Below are 16,211 nucleotides of genomic sequence, written 5' to 3' on the forward strand. Positions count from 1 at the left end.
GACTGAGGCGCGAGGGGCTGAATAGCCTTCAAGGGATCTTCCGTCCATACGACTTGGAGAGCTTGACGTGCACCGCAGACTGATCGTCCCGAGCGCACTCGCGGCCTCGCTGCTGCTGGCGATCCCGGCATCGGCGGCCGACTACGCCCCGGGCGCACCGGGCATCGGCGACCCGTACTACCCGGCCAGCGGCAACGGCGGATACGACGTGTCGCACTACGACCTGCGCCTGAAGTACCAGCCGAAGACGGACCTGCTGGAGGGCACGGCGACGCTCATCGCCACCACCACGCAGAACCTGTCCCGGTTCAACCTGGATCTCGGCCTCAAGGTCAGCGAGGTGCGGGTGAACGGCAAGAAGGCGAAGTTCACCGCCACCGGCGAGCACGAGCTGGAGGTCACCCCGGCCGCTCCACTGGAGAAGAACCGGGCGATATCGGTCGTCGTGCGCTACGCGGGCAAGCCGTCCGAGCTGAAGATCGGCGGCTGGACCGCCTGGCACCGCACCCCCGACGGCGGTGTCGCGGCGCAGGAGCCGGACTCGGCCGTGTGGTGGTTCCCGTCCAACGACCACCCGCTGGACAAGGCGACGTTCGACGTATCGGTCTCCGTGCCGGACGGGACGCAGGCCATCAGCAACGGCGTCCTGACGTCGCAGTCCTCGCGGCTGGGCTGGACGCGTTTCAACTGGCGCTCCAACAAGCCGCAGGCGACGTACCTCGCCACGCTCGCGGTCGGCAAGTTCGACATCACGACGGACAAGACCGACAAGGGCCTGCCCGTCCTCAACGCGTACAGCAAGGACCTCGGTGACAACGCGGGGGCGGCGCGGGCCAGCATCGAGCGCACGGCCGAGGTCGCGGAGTGGCTGGAGGAGGTCTTCGGGCCGTACCCCTTCAACGCGCTCGGCGGTTACGTCCCCAACGTGACCAGCGGTTACGCGCTGGAGACGCAGACGCGGCCGTTCTACAGCCCGCGCCAGTTCGCGGGCGGCGCGAACGTCTCGGTGGTCGTGCACGAGCTGGCGCACCAGTGGTACGGCGACAGCGTGTCGGTCGACGGCTGGAAGGACATCTGGATCAACGAGGGCTTCGCCCGCTACAGCCAGTGGCTGTGGTCGGAGAAGGAGGGCGAGGGCACGGCGCAGGAGCTGGCGGACTACGTGTACGCCACGCGGGCGGCCGACGACCCGTTCTGGACGGTCAAGCCGGGCGACCCGGGTCCCGACAAGCAGTTCGACATCGCCGTCTACGACCGGGGCGCACTGGCCCTCCAGGCGCTGCGCAACGAGATCGGCGACGAGGACTTCTTCGCCATCCTGAAGGGCTGGCCGACCGAGCACGCGTACGGCAACGCCAAGGTGTCCGACTTCGTGAAGTACGCCGAGCGCGTCTCGGGCAAGCCGCTCGCGGGGCTCTTCGACACCTGGCTGTACCAGCCGTCGAAGCCGGCCGCACCGACGGCGGCCGAGTCGCGGATCGCGGCGCGCTCTCGCGCGGCGGCCGGACCGGTTCAGCCGAAGTCGTGGAAGAAGATCGCCGCGACGAACACGATCCACGACCACGACGAGCACGGCGACCACGGCCACTGATCGTTGTGCCCGGGTGCCGCCGCCCCCTCGGGCCGGGGCGGCGGCGTTCCCGTAGCGACTGGAGAGAGCGCTCTCAGAAGATCCGCCGACCGGCTACCCTGCTCCTGTACACAGGTTTCGCCGCGCCGCCGAGGAGCACCCTTGTCCCCCAAGCCCGATCCGGCCCCCGGCTCCCGCCCCACCCTGGAGGCCGTCGCGGCCCGCGCCGGGGTCTCGCGGGCGACGGTCTCGCGCGTGGTGAACGGCGGCGCGGGGGTCCGCCTGCCACTGGTGGAGAAGGTGCGCCGGGCGGTCGAGGAGCTCGGCTACATCCCCAACCACGCGGCCCGCACCCTGGTGACCCGGCGCAACGGCGCGGTGGCGGTGATCATCGCGGAGCCGGAGTTCCGGGTGTTCTCCGACCCGTTCTTCGAGCAGCAGGTGCGGGGCATCAGCCGGGAACTGACCGCGCACGACTCCCAGCTCGTGCTGCTGTGGGTGGAGGGGCCCGGCGAGTACGACCGGATCGCCCGGTACCTGGGCGGCGGCCATGTCGACGGCGCGCTCGCCTTCTCGGTGCACAACGACGACGAGCTGCCCTCCATCATCCGGCGGACGCAGGTGCCGGCGGTGTTCGGCGGGCGGCCCGGCTGGCCGGGGGCGACGGCCGGCCTCTCCGTGCCGTACGTGGACTGCGACAACCGGGGCGGCGCCCGGGAGGCCGTACGGCACCTGCTGTCGCTGGGCCGTGAACGTGTCGCGCACATCGCCGGGCCGCCCGACCAGACGTCCGCCATGGACCGGATCGACGGCTACCGGGACGTCCTGCTGGACGCCGGCCCCGGGCTGATCGCGCAGGGCGACTTCACGGAGGAGAGCGGGGCCCGCGCGATGGCGGAGCTGCTGGACCAGCGGCCCGACCTGGACGCCGTGTTCGCCGCCAACGACCTGATGGCGTCCGGCGCGCTGCGCGTGCTGCGCGAGCGCGGACTGCGGGTGCCCGAGGACGTGGCGCTGGTGGGCTTCGACGACATGACGTCCATCGCGGAGGCCACCGACCCGCCGCTGACCACGGTCCGCCAGGACATCGAGGGCATGGGCCGGCTGATGGTCCGGCTGCTGATGCGCGTGCTGAACGCGCAGGAGACCGAGCCCGGAGCGGGCAGCGCCCCGGGCTCGGTGATCACGCCTACGGAACTGGTGCGACGGGCGTCCGCCTAGTCGTACGGGACGACCAGCACGGACCGGTCGGTTCCGGTCTGCAGCCCGGCCGTGCCGTTGCCGATGGCGTGCCACACCTCCAGGCGTACGGTGCCGCCCTTGAGGTCGCCCAGCGCGCCGGTCGCCGACTTCAGCCCGCGCGCCTGGGTGTACTCCTCCCAGCCGGCCACCGGGTCGGTGGCGAAGTAGTGGTACGTCTCCGTCCGCTCGAACGTCCCGTCGCCGGTGAGGTCGTAGCTGACGCGGGCCTGCTGTCCGAGCCCGACCGTGGTCCCGGCGTCGACCTGGAGCCGGAAGGCGGTGGCGCCGCCCGCCCTCAGCGTGCCGTTGACGCCCCTGGCCTCGTACACCAGCGGCTGGTGCGGGGTGCCGTCGTGGTTGGCGCCGCCCGCCGAGGCGATGGTGTCGCTGCCCGCCGCCGCGCCGGTCGCCGTGGTGAGCGTGCCGCCGGTGCGGAGCTGGAAGGTGTCGCCGGTCCCGGGGACCGGATCGGGATCGCCGCCCCCGCTGCCCGTTCCCGTGGCGGTCGAACGCGCCGGGACGGTGAGCTTCGCACCGTCCGAGAAGGTCACGGTCCGGGCGGTGGAGCCGTGGTTGTGGGCCGCGTACGTCCGTACCGTGCCCCTGGTGAAGACGGCCGAGGTGGGGATGTCACCGGTGACGGTCGCGTCCGGCGCCCCGAGGGCGTCCAGCGTGCCGATCCAGTGGTAGGTGTGCGCCTTGGACTCGCCCGCCTCCGGGGTGTACGCGGCGTGGCCCGCGTCCCACTTCGCCTTGGCGGCGCCGGGGTCGGCCAGCGACTGGAACTCCCACAGGATGTCGCGCCATTCGACGGCCGGGCCGCCGTTCTCCCGCTCCATCTCGGCGATGTTGCGGCGGATGGCGGCCTTCTCTCCGCCCAGGTGCAGCGAACCACCGGTCACCGGGAGGACGTTGATGCCGTGGATCTCCTCGGGGTTGGCGGTCCACCAGGTGGCGTAGGCGGCGCCGCTCCCCCACACCATGCCGGCCGTGTCGTGCCCGAAGGAGGACGGGAAGACCTGCTGGTCGGCGTCGAACCAGTACTGCGCGATCGCCTCCGACTCGGTCGTCAGCAGGTATACGCCCAGGTCACGCAGTGCGGTGTCGCCCGTCGCGGATCCCCACAGCACGAGCCCCGCGCTGAGGTTGGTGGACTCGGACGACGACTCCTGGTTGTTGCCGGCCGCGAAGCCCTGGTGGCCGGAGGCCCAGCTATGACCGGCGTACACGTCGAAGCCGCGCAGGAAGGGGAAGGCGGTGTCGGTGCGGCTGGGGTTGGCGGCGTCGCGGACGAGGGTCTTGACCATGCCGCCCCACGCGGAGTCGGCGGCCCAGGCCGGGTCGTACTGGGCGACGATCGCGGCCGCGTAGACGTAGTACGAGTAGTGGAAGTGGTGGTCGTTGAGCTCGGTGTCGCTGCCGTACGAGGCGGGGTAGCCGGTCAGCGTCTTCCAGGCCCTGTCGTACGAGAACTCGTTCGCGCCGCCCGCCGTGAACCAGTCCTGGAGCCGTCCCTTCATCAGGCCGAGGAGCTTGTCACGGGTCGCGGTCTCGCCGATCTGGTCGGCCACGGGCACGAGCTGGGCGAGGCGGCCGAGGGCCTTGCCGGTCCAGTACGTGTCGGTGGCGCCGGAGAAGGGGTCGGTTGCGTTCGCGGCCTCGTTCAGGTAGCCGCGCAGCCGGGCCGGGTCGACTCCGGAGGACTTCGGCAGCCCGGGCAGCACGGCGGCGGCCCGCTGGCTGGTGGTGAACGTGGCGGACTCGCGGACCTTCATGGTGCCGCGCGGCGAGACGTACGTGTACGGGGTGAGCGGGTCCGTGGTGTTGAGCCACTGGTGACGGTAGAGCGCCTGGAGGGTGCCGGTCTGGGTGCCTTCCTGCGGCTGGGTGGTGACGGTGTAGGTGGCCCTGACCGTACCTCCGGTGGAGCTCCAGGCGACCTTGGAGCCGGTGACGAAGCTGTAGGCGTACTTCCGGTACGTGGCCAGCGCGTCCGGCGAGGGCAGGACGGCGAGCGAGAAGTAGTCCTTGCCGCCGAGCCCGGCCGTGAGGGTGGAGCCGGAGACGGTCCAGTCGGTGCCGGTGGGGGCGAAGAGGGCGTAGTGGTGGCCCGCGACGGTGATGCCGAGGACGTTGCCCTGGTCGGCGAAGACGGTGGGGGCGCTCGCCGTGGTGATCCGGGCGTCGCCGCCGGTGCCCTTGGCGTATACGAACGGTGAGCCGTGGCCGATGGTCGTGCGCAGCGTGCGGGCGCCGTCCGACCAGTAGGGGGTGACGGTCCAGTCGGACCATGCGTCGGCCTTGGTGTCCGGGGAGTTGAGGCCGGTGAGCCCCAGGGTGAGGTCGCGCCTGTGGGCGTACTCGTACTGTCTTCCCTCGCCGACGATCGCGGGGGTGGTCGGGTAGCCGATGTCGAGGCCCGCGGCGGTGGCCTGGTAGGTGAGCGGGTGGCCGTACATGGGGGTGGACCAGGGGTTGTCGCCGTACCGCTGGAAGGCGAGCGAGGACCACCAGTCGTTGGTGGGCACCGGCTTGCCCTGGGCGGCGGGAGTGAGCTTGGGGCTGACGGGGGTGCCGGTGTTGGTGGTGGGGCCGGAGGTTCCGGGGGGACGGGTGTCGGAGTAGCTGCCGGCCCCGACGGGGACGGTGGCGGCCACGGCGGGGGCGGTGGTGGTCGCGGCGAGGCCGAGGGCGGCCAGGGCGGTGACGAGGAACAGGGCGGCTGGTCGGGTGCGGGGGGTTGGCATGTCGGCACCTCGAAGTGATGGCGGGAGAGCGCCGCGAGAGCGCTCTCAGGTGCCCAGGAACGTAAAACTCCTGAAACATGGCTGTCAATACGGGTGACACGTCCGGCAGTTGCCCGGGCGGGCGGCCGTTACGCGTTCGAGTCTTGACGGGGAGAGGGCGCTCGGGGCACGCTCCAGACGCATGTTCTGAGAGCGCTCTCAGCACGCTCTCGCCCCCGTGCTCCCCCGCCGAAGCCAAGGAGGCTTCCCATGCCCATCGCCCGAGCCGCCAGAAGGGCCGCCGTCCGATTCGGTGCGGTCGCGCTCACCGGGGCCCTGCTCGCCGCCTGCGGATCCGGTGCCTCGGACGAGGCGTCGGACGGCACGGTGACGCTCACCGTCGACCTCTTCGGCTCCTTCGGCTACAAGGAGGCCGGGCTCTACGCCGAGTACGAGAAGCTGCACCCCGGGGTCAAGATCAAGCAGACGGACACCGAGGACGAACAGGACTACTGGAAGTCCCTCCAGACCCGGCTCGCCGGCGGTGGCGGGCTCGCCGACGTCCAGGCCATCGAGGTGGGCCGCATCGCCTCGGTCACCCAGCAGCAGGCGGACAAGTTCGAGGACCTCACCAGGTACGGCGCCGACAAGCTGAAGAACGAGTTCGCCGAGGCCAAGTGGTCGGCGGCCACGACGAAGGACGGCCGGGTGCTCGGCCTCGGCACGGACGTCGGGCCCGAGGCCATGTGCTACCGCACCGACCTGTTCAAGCAGGCCGGGCTGCCCACCGACCGGGCCGAGCTGGCGAAGAAGTGGGCCACCTGGGACGGCTACCTGGAGCTCGGCAAGCAGTACAAGGCCAAGGCCCCCGCCAAGAGCGCCTGGCTGGACAGCGTGGGCAGCCTCTTCACGATCATGATCGGCCAGGAGGAGGAGCGGTACTACGACGCCTCCGGCAAGCTCATCTACGACTCGAACCCGGCCGTCAAGACCGCCTGGGACACCGCCACGCGGGCCGCGGAGGACGGCCTGAGCGCCAAGCTCGACCAGTGGTCCCCGCAGTGGAACCAGGCGTTCGCCGCCGGGTCGTTCGCCACGATCCCCTGCCCGGCCTGGATGCTCGGGTACATCAAGGGCCAGGCCGGTGAGGCCGGCAAGGGCAAGTGGGACATCGCCCAATTGCCGGGCGGAGCGGGCAACTGGGGCGGCTCGTACCTGAGCGTCCCGCGCGCGGCCAAGCACAAGAAGGAGGCCTACGAGCTGATCAAGTGGCTGACGGCACCGGAGCAGCAGGCCAGGCTCTTCGAGAAGCAGGGCAACTTCCCCTCCTCCACGGGCGCCATCGCCAAGGTCGCCGACGCCAAGGACCCGTACTTCTCCGGCGCCCCCATCGGCCGGATCTTCGGCGACGCCGCCAAGGCCGCCCCGGTCCAGGTGCTGGGCGTCCACGACAAGAACGTCGCCGACCAGATCACCAACGCCCTCAGCGAAGTCGAGCGAAAAGGCACGTCCCCGGAGAAGGCGTGGTCCAACGCCAGGAAGGGCGTCGACAACGTCACGGGCTGACGCCGGCCCTTGGTGGTCGCCTGTACCGGGCGGCGGCGCCCTTCGGGGGAGCCCGCCCGGACGGGGCGTTCGGCGGGGGCCGGCCGGACCCCGGCACCCGCCACCGCACCACCGCACCACCGCACCACCGCACCACCGCGCCACCCGACCCATCTGTCTCCAACCCACCCCGAAGGGCCGCACAGTGACCCTCACCGCTCCGGAAGGAACGGCAGCCGCACGGCGGCCAAGCCCACCGGCGGGCCCCGCACACGGCACGAGCCGGGTGCGCCGCGCGTGGCGGGCCTTCTCGCCGTACGCGTACCTCGCCCCGTTCTTCACGCTCTTCGCCGCCTTCGGCCTCTTCCCGCTGCTCTACACGGCGTTCGTGTCGCTCTACCGCGTGGAGCTCCAGACGCCCGGCGACATGGAGTGGCGCGGGCTCGGCAACTACGCCGCGCTCTTCACCGACGAGTTCTTCTGGATCTCGCTGCGCAACACGTTCACCATCGGGGTCATCTCCACGGTCCCCCAGCTCGTGATGGCGCTGGGCCTGGCCCACCTGCTCAACTACAAACTGCGCGGGCGGACGTTCTTCCGTACGGCGATGCTGCTCCCGTACGCCACCTCGGTCGCCGCCGCGACGCTGGTCTTCGCCCAGCTCTTCGGCCGGGACTTCGGGCTGGTCAACTACGTGCTGGGGCTGGTCGGCGTCGGGCCGGTGGACTGGCAGACGGACACGGTCGCCTCCCAGATCGCCGTGTCGACGATCGTCATCTGGCGCTGGACCGGCTACAACGCGCTGATCTACCTCGCGGGCATGCAGTCCATCCCGAGCGAGCTGTACGAGGCGGCGGAGATGGACGGGGCGTCGCGCCGGCGGCAGTTCTTCCACGTCACGCTGCCCGGCCTGCGTCCGACGATCGTGTTCACCACCGTCGTGTCGACGATCGGCGCCACCCAGCTCTTCGGTGAGCCGCTGCTGTTCGAGGGGTCGGTGTCGGGCGGCATCTCGCACCAGTACCAGACGCTCGGGCTCTACATGTACGAGCAGGGCTGGGGCTTCTTCCACCTGGGCCGGGCCGCCGCCATCGCCTGGGTGATGTTCCTGTTGATCCTGGTGCTGGTCGGGGTCAACGCCCTGATCGCGCGCCGCCGTTCCCGCAAGGAGGCCGGCCGATGAGCGCGCGCCGCGCCGGGCGCACCCTGCACGGCGGCAGGGTGGCGTACGCGATCCTCGTCCTCGCCGTCCTGGTGTCGGCCTTCCCGTTCTACTGGACGATCGTCGCCGCCAGCCGTTCCAACGCCGACCTGGCGAAGGTGCCCCCGTCCCTCCTCCCCGGCCCGAACCTGATGCGGAACTTCGAGGCGGTGATGGAGGAGGCGGACATCGGCACGGCCCTGCTCAACTCCCTGATCGTGTCGGGTTCCATCACCGTGGGCACGGTGCTGTGCTGCACCCTCGCCGGGTTCGCCTTCGCCAAGCTGCGCTTCCGTGGCCGGGGCGCGCTGCTCGCGGTCACGGTGGGGACGATGATGATCCCGCCGCAGCTCGGTGTGATCCCGCTGTTCATGCTGATCGCGGAGCTGGAGTGGGTGAACCAGCTCCAGTCGGTCATCCTGCCCGGTCTGGTGTCGGCGTTCGGCGTGTTCTTCATGCGGCAGTTCCTGGTGCAGGCGCTGCCGGACGAGCTGATCGAGGCGGCGCGGGTGGATGGCGCGTCGAGCGCGCGGATCTTCTGGTCGATCGTCGTGCCGATCGCCCGGCCCGGGATGGCGGTGCTGGGGCTGCTGACGTTCATGGCGGCCTGGAACGACTTCTTCTGGCCGATCGTCGCGCTGTCCTCGCAGAACCCGACCGTGCAGGTCGCGCTGCGCCAGCTCGGCGGCGGTTACGTCCACGACCAGTCCGTGATCATGGCGGGCACGCTGCTGGGCACGCTCCCCGTGCTGCTGGTCTTCGGCCTGCTGGGCCGGCAGATCGTCGGCGGCATCATGCAGGGCGCCGTCAAGGGCTGACGCCCCGCTCCCCCCCTTCCTTCCACCCTCCTTCGTTGGGAGTCTCATGACCGAGCTCGCCTTTCCGGCCGCGTTCCGCTGGGGCACGGCCACGGCCGCGTACCAGATCGAGGGCGCCGCCGACGAGGACGGCCGCACGCCGTCCATCTGGGACACCTTCAGCCGTACGCCGGGCAGGGTCCGCAACGGCGACACCGGTGACATCGCCGCGGACCACTACCACCGGATGGCCGAGGACGTCGCCCTGATGAAGGACCTGGGCGTGACGGACTACCGGTTCTCGGTCGCGTGGCCGCGCGTGCAGCCGACGGGGCGGGGGCCGGTGGTCCAGAAGGGCCTGGACTTCTACCGCCGGCTCGTCGACGAGCTGCGGGCTGCCGACATCCGGCCGGTCGCCACCCTCTACCACTGGGACCTGCCCCAAGAGCTCGAAGACGCCGGTGGCTGGCCGCAGCGGGAGACGGCCGAGCGGTTCGCCGAGTACGCCGGGCTCGTCGCGGGCGCCCTGGGCGACCGGGTGGCGACGTGGACGACGCTGAACGAGCCGTGGTGCGCGGCGTTCCTCGGGTACGCCTCGGGGGAGCACGCCCCGGGCCGTACGGACCCGGTCGCCGCGCTGCGTGCCGCGCACCACCTGAACCTGGCGCACGGGCGGGCCGTTCAGGTGCTGCGGGCGGCCCTGCCGCCGTCGGCGGAGGTCTCGCTGACGCTGAACCTGCACGCGGTGCGCGCCGTTTCGGGCTCTGAGGAGGACCGGGACGCGGCGCGGCGCGTGGACGCGCTCGGCAATCGGATCTTCCTGGACCCCGTCTTCCACGGCCGTCTCCCGGCGGACCTGGTTCAGGACACGGCCGCGTTGACGGACTGGTCGTTCGTGCGGGACGGCGATCTGGAGGTGATCGCCACGCCGGTCGACTCGCTCGGCATCAACTACTACTCCCCCACGGTTGTCGCGGCGGGTACGTCCCGGGCGCCGTCCCCGTGGCCGGGCGCCGAGCCGCACGTTCGTTTCGTACCGGCGCCGGGTCCGCGGACGGCGATGGACTGGCCGGTGGACGCGGACGGGCTGTACGAGCTGCTGACCCAGCTGCGGGACGAGCTGCCCGAGGTGCCGCTGATGGTGACGGAGAACGGCGCGGCGTACGACGACTACGCCGACCCGTCGGGCGAGGTCCACGACCCGGAGCGGGTCGCCTACCTGCACGCGCATCTGGCGGCGGTGCACCGGGCGCTCGCGGACGGGGTGGACGTGCGCGGCTACTTCCTGTGGTCGCTGCTGGACAACTTCGAGTGGGCGTACGGCTACGGCAAGCGGTTCGGCATCGTGCACGTGGACTTCGCGTCGCAGCGGCGTACGCCGAAGGACAGCGCCCGCTGGTACGCGGACGTCATCGCACGGGGCGGGCTGCGCGTGCCCCCCGGCCCGCGCGGCTGAGCCGGGACTGCTCGCGGTACCGCTTGCGCGCCTCGCGGGCGAGCGGGAGGTAGCGGAGCCGCTCGGGGAGTACGGGAACGACGGCCCGGACGACCCGCCCGAAGCGGCGCAGCGCCCGCTCCTGCTCGTCCGTCCACTCCAGGCCGATCGCCTCGCGTGCGTCCGGCGGCATCAGCCCGATGGTGACGAAGCGGCGGAACCGGGCGAGCGGCGGGAGCAGCACCGGCCACAGGAGCCGGAGCAGGAGCCGCAGCGGCAGCGGGCCCCGGTCGGGCGGGGGGACGGGGCTGTCGGTGGCGACGAGCTCGCGTGCGACGACGGTGGCCTCGATCTCCTCGGCGAGGATCTTGCGGTAGTAGGGCCAGAACTCCTCGACGGTCTGGGGCATGTCGCGGTCGTGGATGCCGAGGACGCGGCCGACCTGGAGCCATTCGGCGTACAGCTTGCGCTCCTGGGCCTCGGTCAGTGGCCGGATCAGGTAGCGGGCGGCGTGCTGGTAGACGGGGAAGCCGGTGGCGTGGACCCAGGCGTAGTTCGCGGGGGTGAGCGCGTGGTAGCGGCGGCCGCGTGTGTCGGTGCCCTGGATCGTGGCGTGGAGCTTGCGCAGCCGGCGCCCTTCCCGGGCGGCGTCCTCGCCGCCGTACACCCAGAGCTGGAGGGAGCGCAGGGAGCGCTCGCCGCGGCCCCAGGGGTCGGTGCGGAAGACGGAGTGCTCGTCGACGCCCGCGCCGACGGCGGGGTGGGCGACCTGGAGGGTGAGGGCGGCGGGCAGCATGAGCAGGCCCCGGACGTCGCCCGCGAGGCTCCAGAGCACTCCGCCGGGCGGGGGCGGTGCGGGATCGTGCGCGGTGGCCGAGGTGCTCATGATCCCAGTATCCGCCGTGGAGAAGTTGGTGTGGTGGTCCGGGGTCCGCAAGATTCCCGGCACACGATGGCTACCGGAAAGTAACCGGGGCTGATTTGATGTGCCGCGCGATGTCCAACCCCCCACTTCCGTCTGGAGTTTCCGTGCCGCGATCCGCGAAGCGCACCGCTCTGTCCGCCGCCCTGTCCACCGTGCTCGCCGCCGTGGCCGTGGCGGCGACGGCCCCGTCCGCCTCGGCGGCCCCCGAGGCGGCGGGGACGCCCGCGCTGAAGGTGCTCTCGTACAACGCGTTCCTCTTCAGCAAGACCCTCTACCCGAACTGGGGGCAGGACCACCGGGCGAAGGAGATACCGGCCGCGCCGTTCTTCCGGGGCCAGGACGTGGTGGTACTCCAGGAGGCGTTCGACAACGGGGCCTCCGACGCGCTCATGCGCAACGCCGCCTCCCAGTACCCGTACCAGACACCGGTGATGGGGCGCGGCAAGGACGGGTGGGACGCCACCAGCGGCGCGTACTCGGCCACGACGCCGGAGGACGGTGGTGTCACGGTGCTCAGCAAGTGGCCGATCGTCCGCAAGGAGCAGTACGTCTACAAGGACGCCTGCGGCGCCGACTGGTACTCCAACAAGGGCTTCGTCTACGCCGTGCTCGATGTGAACGGCTCCCGCGTCCACGTGGTGGGCACGCACGCCCAGTCGACCGACCCGGGCTGTGGCAGCGGCGAGGCGGCCCAGATGCGCAGCCGCCAGTTCAAGGCGATGGACGCCTTCCTGGACGCCAAGAACATCCCGGCGTCGGAGCAGGTGCTGGTGGCGGGTGACTTCAACGTGGACTCGCACAGCGCCGAGTACGCCACGATGCTCTCCGACGCGGGCCTGGCCGGTGCGGACGCGCGCACGGGCCACCCGTACTCCTTCGACACCCGGGACAACTCGATCGCCGCCGAGCGCTACCCGAACGATCCGCGCGAGGACCTCGACTACGTCCTCCACCGGGCCGGTCACGTGAAGCCGGCGGGCTGGACGAACGAGGTGATCAAGGAGCAGAGCGCCCCGTGGACGGTGTCGAGCTGGGGCAAGCAGTACACGTACACCAACCTCTCCGATCACTATCCGGTCGTCGCCGCAGGCCGCTAGGCCGGCCTGGGCGGGCCCGCTTCCGGTGGCTGCTCAGGGCTCGTAGACGTACGGGGTCGTCGTGGAGAGCCGGGTGAACCCGAGGCGCCGGAGGAGCGGGCGGCTCAGGTCGGAGGCGTCGACCTGGACGTAGCGGTAGCCGCGCCCGGCCGCGAGGCGGGCGCGGTGCCCGACCAGGGCCCGGTAGATGCCCCTGCCGCGCCACTCCGGCACCGTGCCGCCGCCCCACAGGCCGGCGAACGCGGTCCCGGGCGGCAGCTCCAGGCGCGCCGAGCTCACCGGCCGGCCGCCGGCCAGGGCGACGACGGCGGCCACGGTGTCCGGCCGCGCGGCGAGCTGGTCGAGCAGGCGGCGCCGCAGCGGCGCGGCGTCCATGCCGAACGCCCGCTCGTGGACCTCCGTGACCAGCTCGATCCCCGCCCGGTCCGTGACCGCCCGGATCTCGACGCCCTCGGGCGGCTCGGTGCCGATGCCGTCGAGTCCGGCGGTCTCGGCGACCATCAGAGCCTCCCCCGGCTCGGCCACGAAGCCGGCCGCCCGCAGCCGCTCGCCGAGGTCGGCCGGGCGATCGTGCGCGTAGAGCTTCCACTCGAAGGCCCGGCCGAGCGAGGTGAAGTGGCGCACCTGCCCCGCGATCGCCTCGTCCGCCCGCGTGGCGTCGAGGTCCGACCACAGCACCCCGTTCCACCCGTGCGGCGGGCCGGTCTGCCGCACCACGTCCCCCACCCGTTCGACGGTGGAGTCCGGCCCGTCGGGCCCCGCGTCCCGCCGCATCTGCCGGTCGAACAGCGCCAGTACCGTCTCGTAATCCATACGGGTACCCCAGCAGGGCGGCGGCGGCGCGGCAACCGTGTTTCCGGGGTGTCCCCCGGCCTCATCCGGCCCGGCCGGCCGAGCGGGTCAGTCGCCGTGGTCGTACACCGTCACCGGTATGCCCCGGGCGAGCAGCCGTGCGGCTATGAGCGGCTCCACGCGGGACCACTTCCCGCCCGACAGCCCGCAGCCGATGCGCGGCATGTGGACGGAGGCGCCCAGCTCGGCGGCCTTGTCGGCGAGCGAGGCCAGGGCGGTGTCGATCGCCTCGTACCGCACGGGCACCCCCTTGCTGCCCGTCCGTATCCCCCGTTGGCCCACCATGTTGGCCACCCACAGATACGGACCCACCTGGACGCACTGCACGGCGCCCAGCCCGAAGTCGTTCCCGGCGCGCTCGCGGTGCCAGCGGCGGTACGCGGCCTCGGGCTCCGGCCAGCGGCGGGAGAGGGCCAGCACGAATCCCTTGCCCCAGCCGCCCAGGTCGTTGCAGACATGCGCGATGATCTTGACGCCTCTGCCGGCCGGCGTGGTGGCGTCCCCCCGTACGTACACGATCCCCGTCATGCGAACTACGGTACGGGCGACCACTGACAATCACCCACGACTTTCACAGCGATGGTGAGACAGCAATACTGTTGTACTGAGACAGCGCACCAGCCGGAAGTGAGGCCCCACGCATGGCGACCGAGGCGACCGAGCCCCAGGAGCAGCAGCCGACGCTGACCGTCGACGAGCTGGCCGCCCGGGCGGGCGTCACCGTGCGGACCATCCGGTTCTACAGCACCCGTGGCCTGCTGCCGCCGCCCGTGATCGGGCCGCGCCGGGTCGGGCACTACGGGCCGGAGCACCTGTCCCGGCTGGCGCTCATCGAGGAGCTCCAGCACCAGGGCATGACGCTCGCCGCGATCGAACGGTACCTGGAGCAGTTGCCGCCCGACCTGAGCGCCGACGACCTGGCCATCCACCGGGCCCTGGTGGCGACGTGGGCGCCGGACACGCCGGAGGAGATGACCCGCGCGGAGCTGGAGCGGCGCGCCGGGCGGGCGCTCGGCGAGGAGGACCTGGACCGGCTCGCCGCGATGGACGTACTGGCCCGCACGGGGCCGGACGACACGTTCCGGGTGGACCCGGGCCTGCTGCGGCTGGGCGTGCGGCTGCTGGACGTGCCCATCGCGCACGAGACCATCCTGGCGGCGCGCACGGTCCTGGTGGAGCACACCCGGTCGGCCGCGCACGAGATGACGCGGCTGTTCCGGGACGAGGTGTGGGGACCGTACCGGGAGCGGGAGTCGGACCCGGAGCACGTGGCGGCCATGAAGTCGCTGTCCGCCCACATGCAGCCGCTGGTGGTCCAGGCACTCGTCACCGCGTTCCAGCGGTCCCTGAAGGAGGAGTTGCGCGCCGCGTTCCGCGCGGAGTGAGCCGCTTGCGCGCGTGGTTCGCCGGCAGATGGCACCATGCGGGCCATGGCCATCCTGCTGGAGCACTTGGGGCACGCGCCCACCGTCGACCCGACCGCCTATGTCGCGCCCAACGCCACGCTCTGTGGCGACGTGCGGGTCGGTCCCGGCTGCCGGATCCTGTTCGGCGCGGTCCTGACGGCCGAGGGCGGGCCGGTGGAGCTGGGCGAGGGCTGCATCGTGATGGAGAACGCGGTGCTGCGCGGCACGCGGCAGGACCCGCTGCGGCTGGGCCGGCACGTACTCGTGGGGCCCGGCGCCTACCTGGTCGGCTGCGAGGCGGCCGACGACGTCTTCTTCGCCACCGGCACGCGCGCGTTCAACGGCGCGCGGCTCGGGGCCCGCTGCGAGGTCCGGATCAACGGCGTGGTCCACCTGCGCACGGTGCTGCCCGAGGAGACGACCGTGCCGATCGGCTGGGTCGCCGTGGGCGATCCGGGGCAGTTGTTCCCGCCGGACGACCACGGTGAGATCTGGGCCGTGCAGCGGGAACTCGACTTCCCCGGCTACGTGTTCGGCCTCGCCCGCCCGGGGACGGGCGAGTCGCTCATGCCGGAGGTCTCACGCCGCTACGGGCGCGCGCTGTGGCGGCACCGGGACGACCGTCCGGTGGATGGGGGCGACCCGGGGGATGGGGGCGACCGGCCGGTGCGGGAGGACCGTCCGGCGGATGGGGGCGACCCGGTGGATGGGGGCGACCCGGTGGATGGGGGCGACCGTCCCGGCGACGTCTAGGACGGTGGCCTTCCTTCCCCCTCCTCCCGGGAGACGCCCCTTGGGTGACGCGTGAGCCAATTCTCGGCGATGGCCCGCTCGGCCGGCTCGGTCCTGGGGTTGACGGCGAGACGTTCGACGTAGGTCCGGATCATCTCCACCCGATCCGGGTGGGGAACGGTGAGTACCCCGATCCGCTGGTCCCATGTCGTTCCGCGCAGGACGACCGTCTCATCGAGCGCCATCATGACGAATTCCGGGCAGCAGGCCCCTGAGCCGAGGAGGCCCGATTCCACTCCCGCCCCCATCACATCCCAATCCTCCATCAGTTGGACTCTCACCCATCGGAGGATCGGGGACGCTTCCGGGTCGGCGAAGTCGACACCCAGCAGAAATTCTCGCTCTTCTCCCCCGAGGAGCCCGGATTCCGTCGCCAATTGAGACCAGGCGGTGTTGGCCTTGGCGAGCAACTGCGCATCGTCCCTCGGGACGACCAGGTCACGTCGCCCGTCCTCGCGTCGGCAGCTCACACTGAGCCAGGCCGCCTTCACCGGCAATGTCCCGAGTGTTCGATCCACGCCACGGAATCGAAGTCCCGCTTGTGCCAGCAATTCCGCCAACTGCTCTTCGGTCATTGCACACCCCCTTCTCGTCTCACTTGGTCACGCAATCATATAGGGCAG

Annotated in this window: 14 protein-coding genes; 9 read left to right on the forward strand and 5 right to left on the reverse strand. The window is 71.6% G+C overall.

The window, feature by feature from the left end:
• Positions 1–67 precede the first annotated feature (67 nt).
• Positions 68–1,591, forward strand: a complete 1,524-nt coding sequence (locus ACZ46W_RS02100; protein WP_468329854.1) for a M1 family metallopeptidase — start codon at positions 68–70, stop codon at positions 1,589–1,591.
• Positions 1,592–1,732: 141 nt separating this feature from the next.
• Complete coding sequence (locus ACZ46W_RS02105; RefSeq protein WP_468329857.1) at positions 1,733–2,791, forward strand: LacI family DNA-binding transcriptional regulator; 1,059 nt, start codon at positions 1,733–1,735, stop codon at positions 2,789–2,791.
• On the opposite strand, the gene ACZ46W_RS02110 is transcribed toward ACZ46W_RS02105, so the two are convergent.
• The gene (locus ACZ46W_RS02110; RefSeq protein WP_468329860.1) at positions 2,788–5,559 is read right to left on the reverse strand and encodes a glycosyl hydrolase; all 2,772 of its coding nucleotides are present in this window, start codon (positions 5,557–5,559) and stop codon (positions 2,788–2,790) included. The genes ACZ46W_RS02105 and ACZ46W_RS02110 overlap by 4 nt on opposite strands.
• 249 nt (positions 5,560–5,808) lie before the next feature.
• On the opposite strand from ACZ46W_RS02110, the gene ACZ46W_RS02115 reads away from it, so the two are divergent.
• The 4 genes from ACZ46W_RS02115 (at position 5,809) to ACZ46W_RS02130 (ending at position 10,537) form a co-directional block, all read left to right on the forward strand.
• Positions 5,809–7,104 carry an ABC transporter substrate-binding protein gene (locus ACZ46W_RS02115; protein WP_468329863.1) on the forward strand — a complete coding sequence of 432 codons (1,296 nt, stop codon included), beginning with the start codon at positions 5,809–5,811 and terminating at the stop codon, positions 7,102–7,104.
• Positions 7,105–7,288: 184 nt separating this feature from the next.
• Positions 7,289–8,266, forward strand: a complete 978-nt coding sequence (locus tag ACZ46W_RS02120) for a carbohydrate ABC transporter permease (RefSeq protein ID WP_468329866.1) — start codon at positions 7,289–7,291, stop codon at positions 8,264–8,266.
• The gene (locus ACZ46W_RS02125; protein WP_366126197.1) at positions 8,263–9,102 is read left to right on the forward strand and encodes a carbohydrate ABC transporter permease; all 840 of its coding nucleotides are present in this window, start codon (positions 8,263–8,265) and stop codon (positions 9,100–9,102) included. The genes ACZ46W_RS02120 and ACZ46W_RS02125 overlap by 4 nt, the downstream gene beginning before the upstream one ends.
• A gap of 46 nt (positions 9,103–9,148) precedes the next feature.
• A complete protein-coding gene (locus tag ACZ46W_RS02130) occupies positions 9,149–10,537 on the forward strand; it encodes a GH1 family beta-glucosidase (RefSeq protein WP_468329870.1) in 1,389 nt (462 codons plus the stop codon).
• On the opposite strand, the gene ACZ46W_RS02135 is transcribed toward ACZ46W_RS02130, so the two are convergent.
• Positions 10,491–11,402 carry an oxygenase MpaB family protein gene (locus tag ACZ46W_RS02135; protein ID WP_468329873.1) on the reverse strand — a complete coding sequence of 304 codons (912 nt, stop codon included), beginning with the start codon at positions 11,400–11,402 and terminating at the stop codon, positions 10,491–10,493. The two genes, ACZ46W_RS02130 and ACZ46W_RS02135, sit on opposite strands and share 47 nt — an antisense overlap.
• 143 nt (positions 11,403–11,545) lie before the next feature.
• Here ACZ46W_RS02135 and sph point away from each other — a divergent pair, with 143 nt between their 5' ends.
• Positions 11,546–12,538: a sphingomyelin phosphodiesterase gene (sph, locus tag ACZ46W_RS02140; protein ID WP_468329876.1), complete on the forward strand. Its 993-nt coding sequence runs from the start codon at positions 11,546–11,548 to the stop codon at positions 12,536–12,538.
• 33 nt (positions 12,539–12,571) lie between these two features.
• Here sph and ACZ46W_RS02145 read toward each other — a convergent pair whose 3' ends face one another.
• Together ACZ46W_RS02145 and ACZ46W_RS02150 are read right to left on the reverse strand one after the other, a co-directional pair.
• Positions 12,572–13,351: a GNAT family N-acetyltransferase gene (locus tag ACZ46W_RS02145; protein WP_468329879.1), complete on the reverse strand. Its 780-nt coding sequence runs from the start codon at positions 13,349–13,351 to the stop codon at positions 12,572–12,574.
• 87 nt (positions 13,352–13,438) lie between these two features.
• Positions 13,439–13,918 carry a macro domain-containing protein gene (locus tag ACZ46W_RS02150; RefSeq protein ID WP_468329882.1) on the reverse strand — a complete coding sequence of 160 codons (480 nt, stop codon included), beginning with the start codon at positions 13,916–13,918 and terminating at the stop codon, positions 13,439–13,441.
• 113 nt (positions 13,919–14,031) lie between these two features.
• Between ACZ46W_RS02150 and ACZ46W_RS02155 the strand changes: the two genes are divergently transcribed.
• Together ACZ46W_RS02155 and ACZ46W_RS02160 are read left to right on the forward strand one after the other, a co-directional pair.
• Complete coding sequence (locus ACZ46W_RS02155; RefSeq protein WP_468329885.1) at positions 14,032–14,775, forward strand: MerR family transcriptional regulator; 744 nt, start codon at positions 14,032–14,034, stop codon at positions 14,773–14,775.
• Positions 14,776–14,820: 45 nt separating this feature from the next.
• Positions 14,821–15,549, forward strand: coding sequence for a gamma carbonic anhydrase family protein (locus ACZ46W_RS02160; protein WP_468329888.1), 729 nt, complete (start codon positions 14,821–14,823; stop codon positions 15,547–15,549).
• Here the strand turns inward: ACZ46W_RS02160 and ACZ46W_RS02165 are convergent.
• Positions 15,546–16,163, reverse strand: coding sequence for a hypothetical protein (locus ACZ46W_RS02165; RefSeq protein ID WP_468329891.1), 618 nt, complete (start codon positions 16,161–16,163; stop codon positions 15,546–15,548). The two genes, ACZ46W_RS02160 and ACZ46W_RS02165, sit on opposite strands and share 4 nt — an antisense overlap.
• Positions 16,164–16,211: the final 48 nt, after the last annotated feature.

This window comes from Streptomyces sp. NPDC031064 (genome assembly GCF_055570965.1).

What these genes read in the sequence shown, in the direction of transcription:
- ACZ46W_RS02110 (WP_468329860.1), bottom strand. Translation starts at nt 5,559, where the DNA reads ATGCCAACCCCCCGCACCCGACCAGCCGCCCTGTTCCTCGTCACCGCC.
- ACZ46W_RS02115 (WP_468329863.1), top strand. Translation starts at nt 5,809, where the DNA reads ATGCCCATCGCCCGAGCCGCCAGAAGGGCCGCCGTCCGATTCGGTGCG.
- ACZ46W_RS02125 (WP_366126197.1), top strand. Translation starts at nt 8,263, where the DNA reads ATGAGCGCGCGCCGCGCCGGGCGCACCCTGCACGGCGGCAGGGTGGCG.
- ACZ46W_RS02130 (WP_468329870.1), top strand. Translation starts at nt 9,149, where the DNA reads ATGACCGAGCTCGCCTTTCCGGCCGCGTTCCGCTGGGGCACGGCCACG.
- ACZ46W_RS02135 (WP_468329873.1), bottom strand. Translation starts at nt 11,402, where the DNA reads ATGAGCACCTCGGCCACCGCGCACGATCCCGCACCGCCCCCGCCCGGC.
- ACZ46W_RS02145 (WP_468329879.1), bottom strand. Translation starts at nt 13,351, where the DNA reads ATGGATTACGAGACGGTACTGGCGCTGTTCGACCGGCAGATGCGGCGG.
- ACZ46W_RS02150 (WP_468329882.1), bottom strand. Translation starts at nt 13,918, where the DNA reads ATGACGGGGATCGTGTACGTACGGGGGGACGCCACCACGCCGGCCGGC.
- ACZ46W_RS02155 (WP_468329885.1), top strand. Translation starts at nt 14,032, where the DNA reads ATGGCGACCGAGGCGACCGAGCCCCAGGAGCAGCAGCCGACGCTGACC.
- ACZ46W_RS02160 (WP_468329888.1), top strand. Translation starts at nt 14,821, where the DNA reads ATGGCCATCCTGCTGGAGCACTTGGGGCACGCGCCCACCGTCGACCCG.
- ACZ46W_RS02165 (WP_468329891.1), bottom strand. Translation starts at nt 16,163, where the DNA reads ATGACCGAAGAGCAGTTGGCGGAATTGCTGGCACAAGCGGGACTTCGA.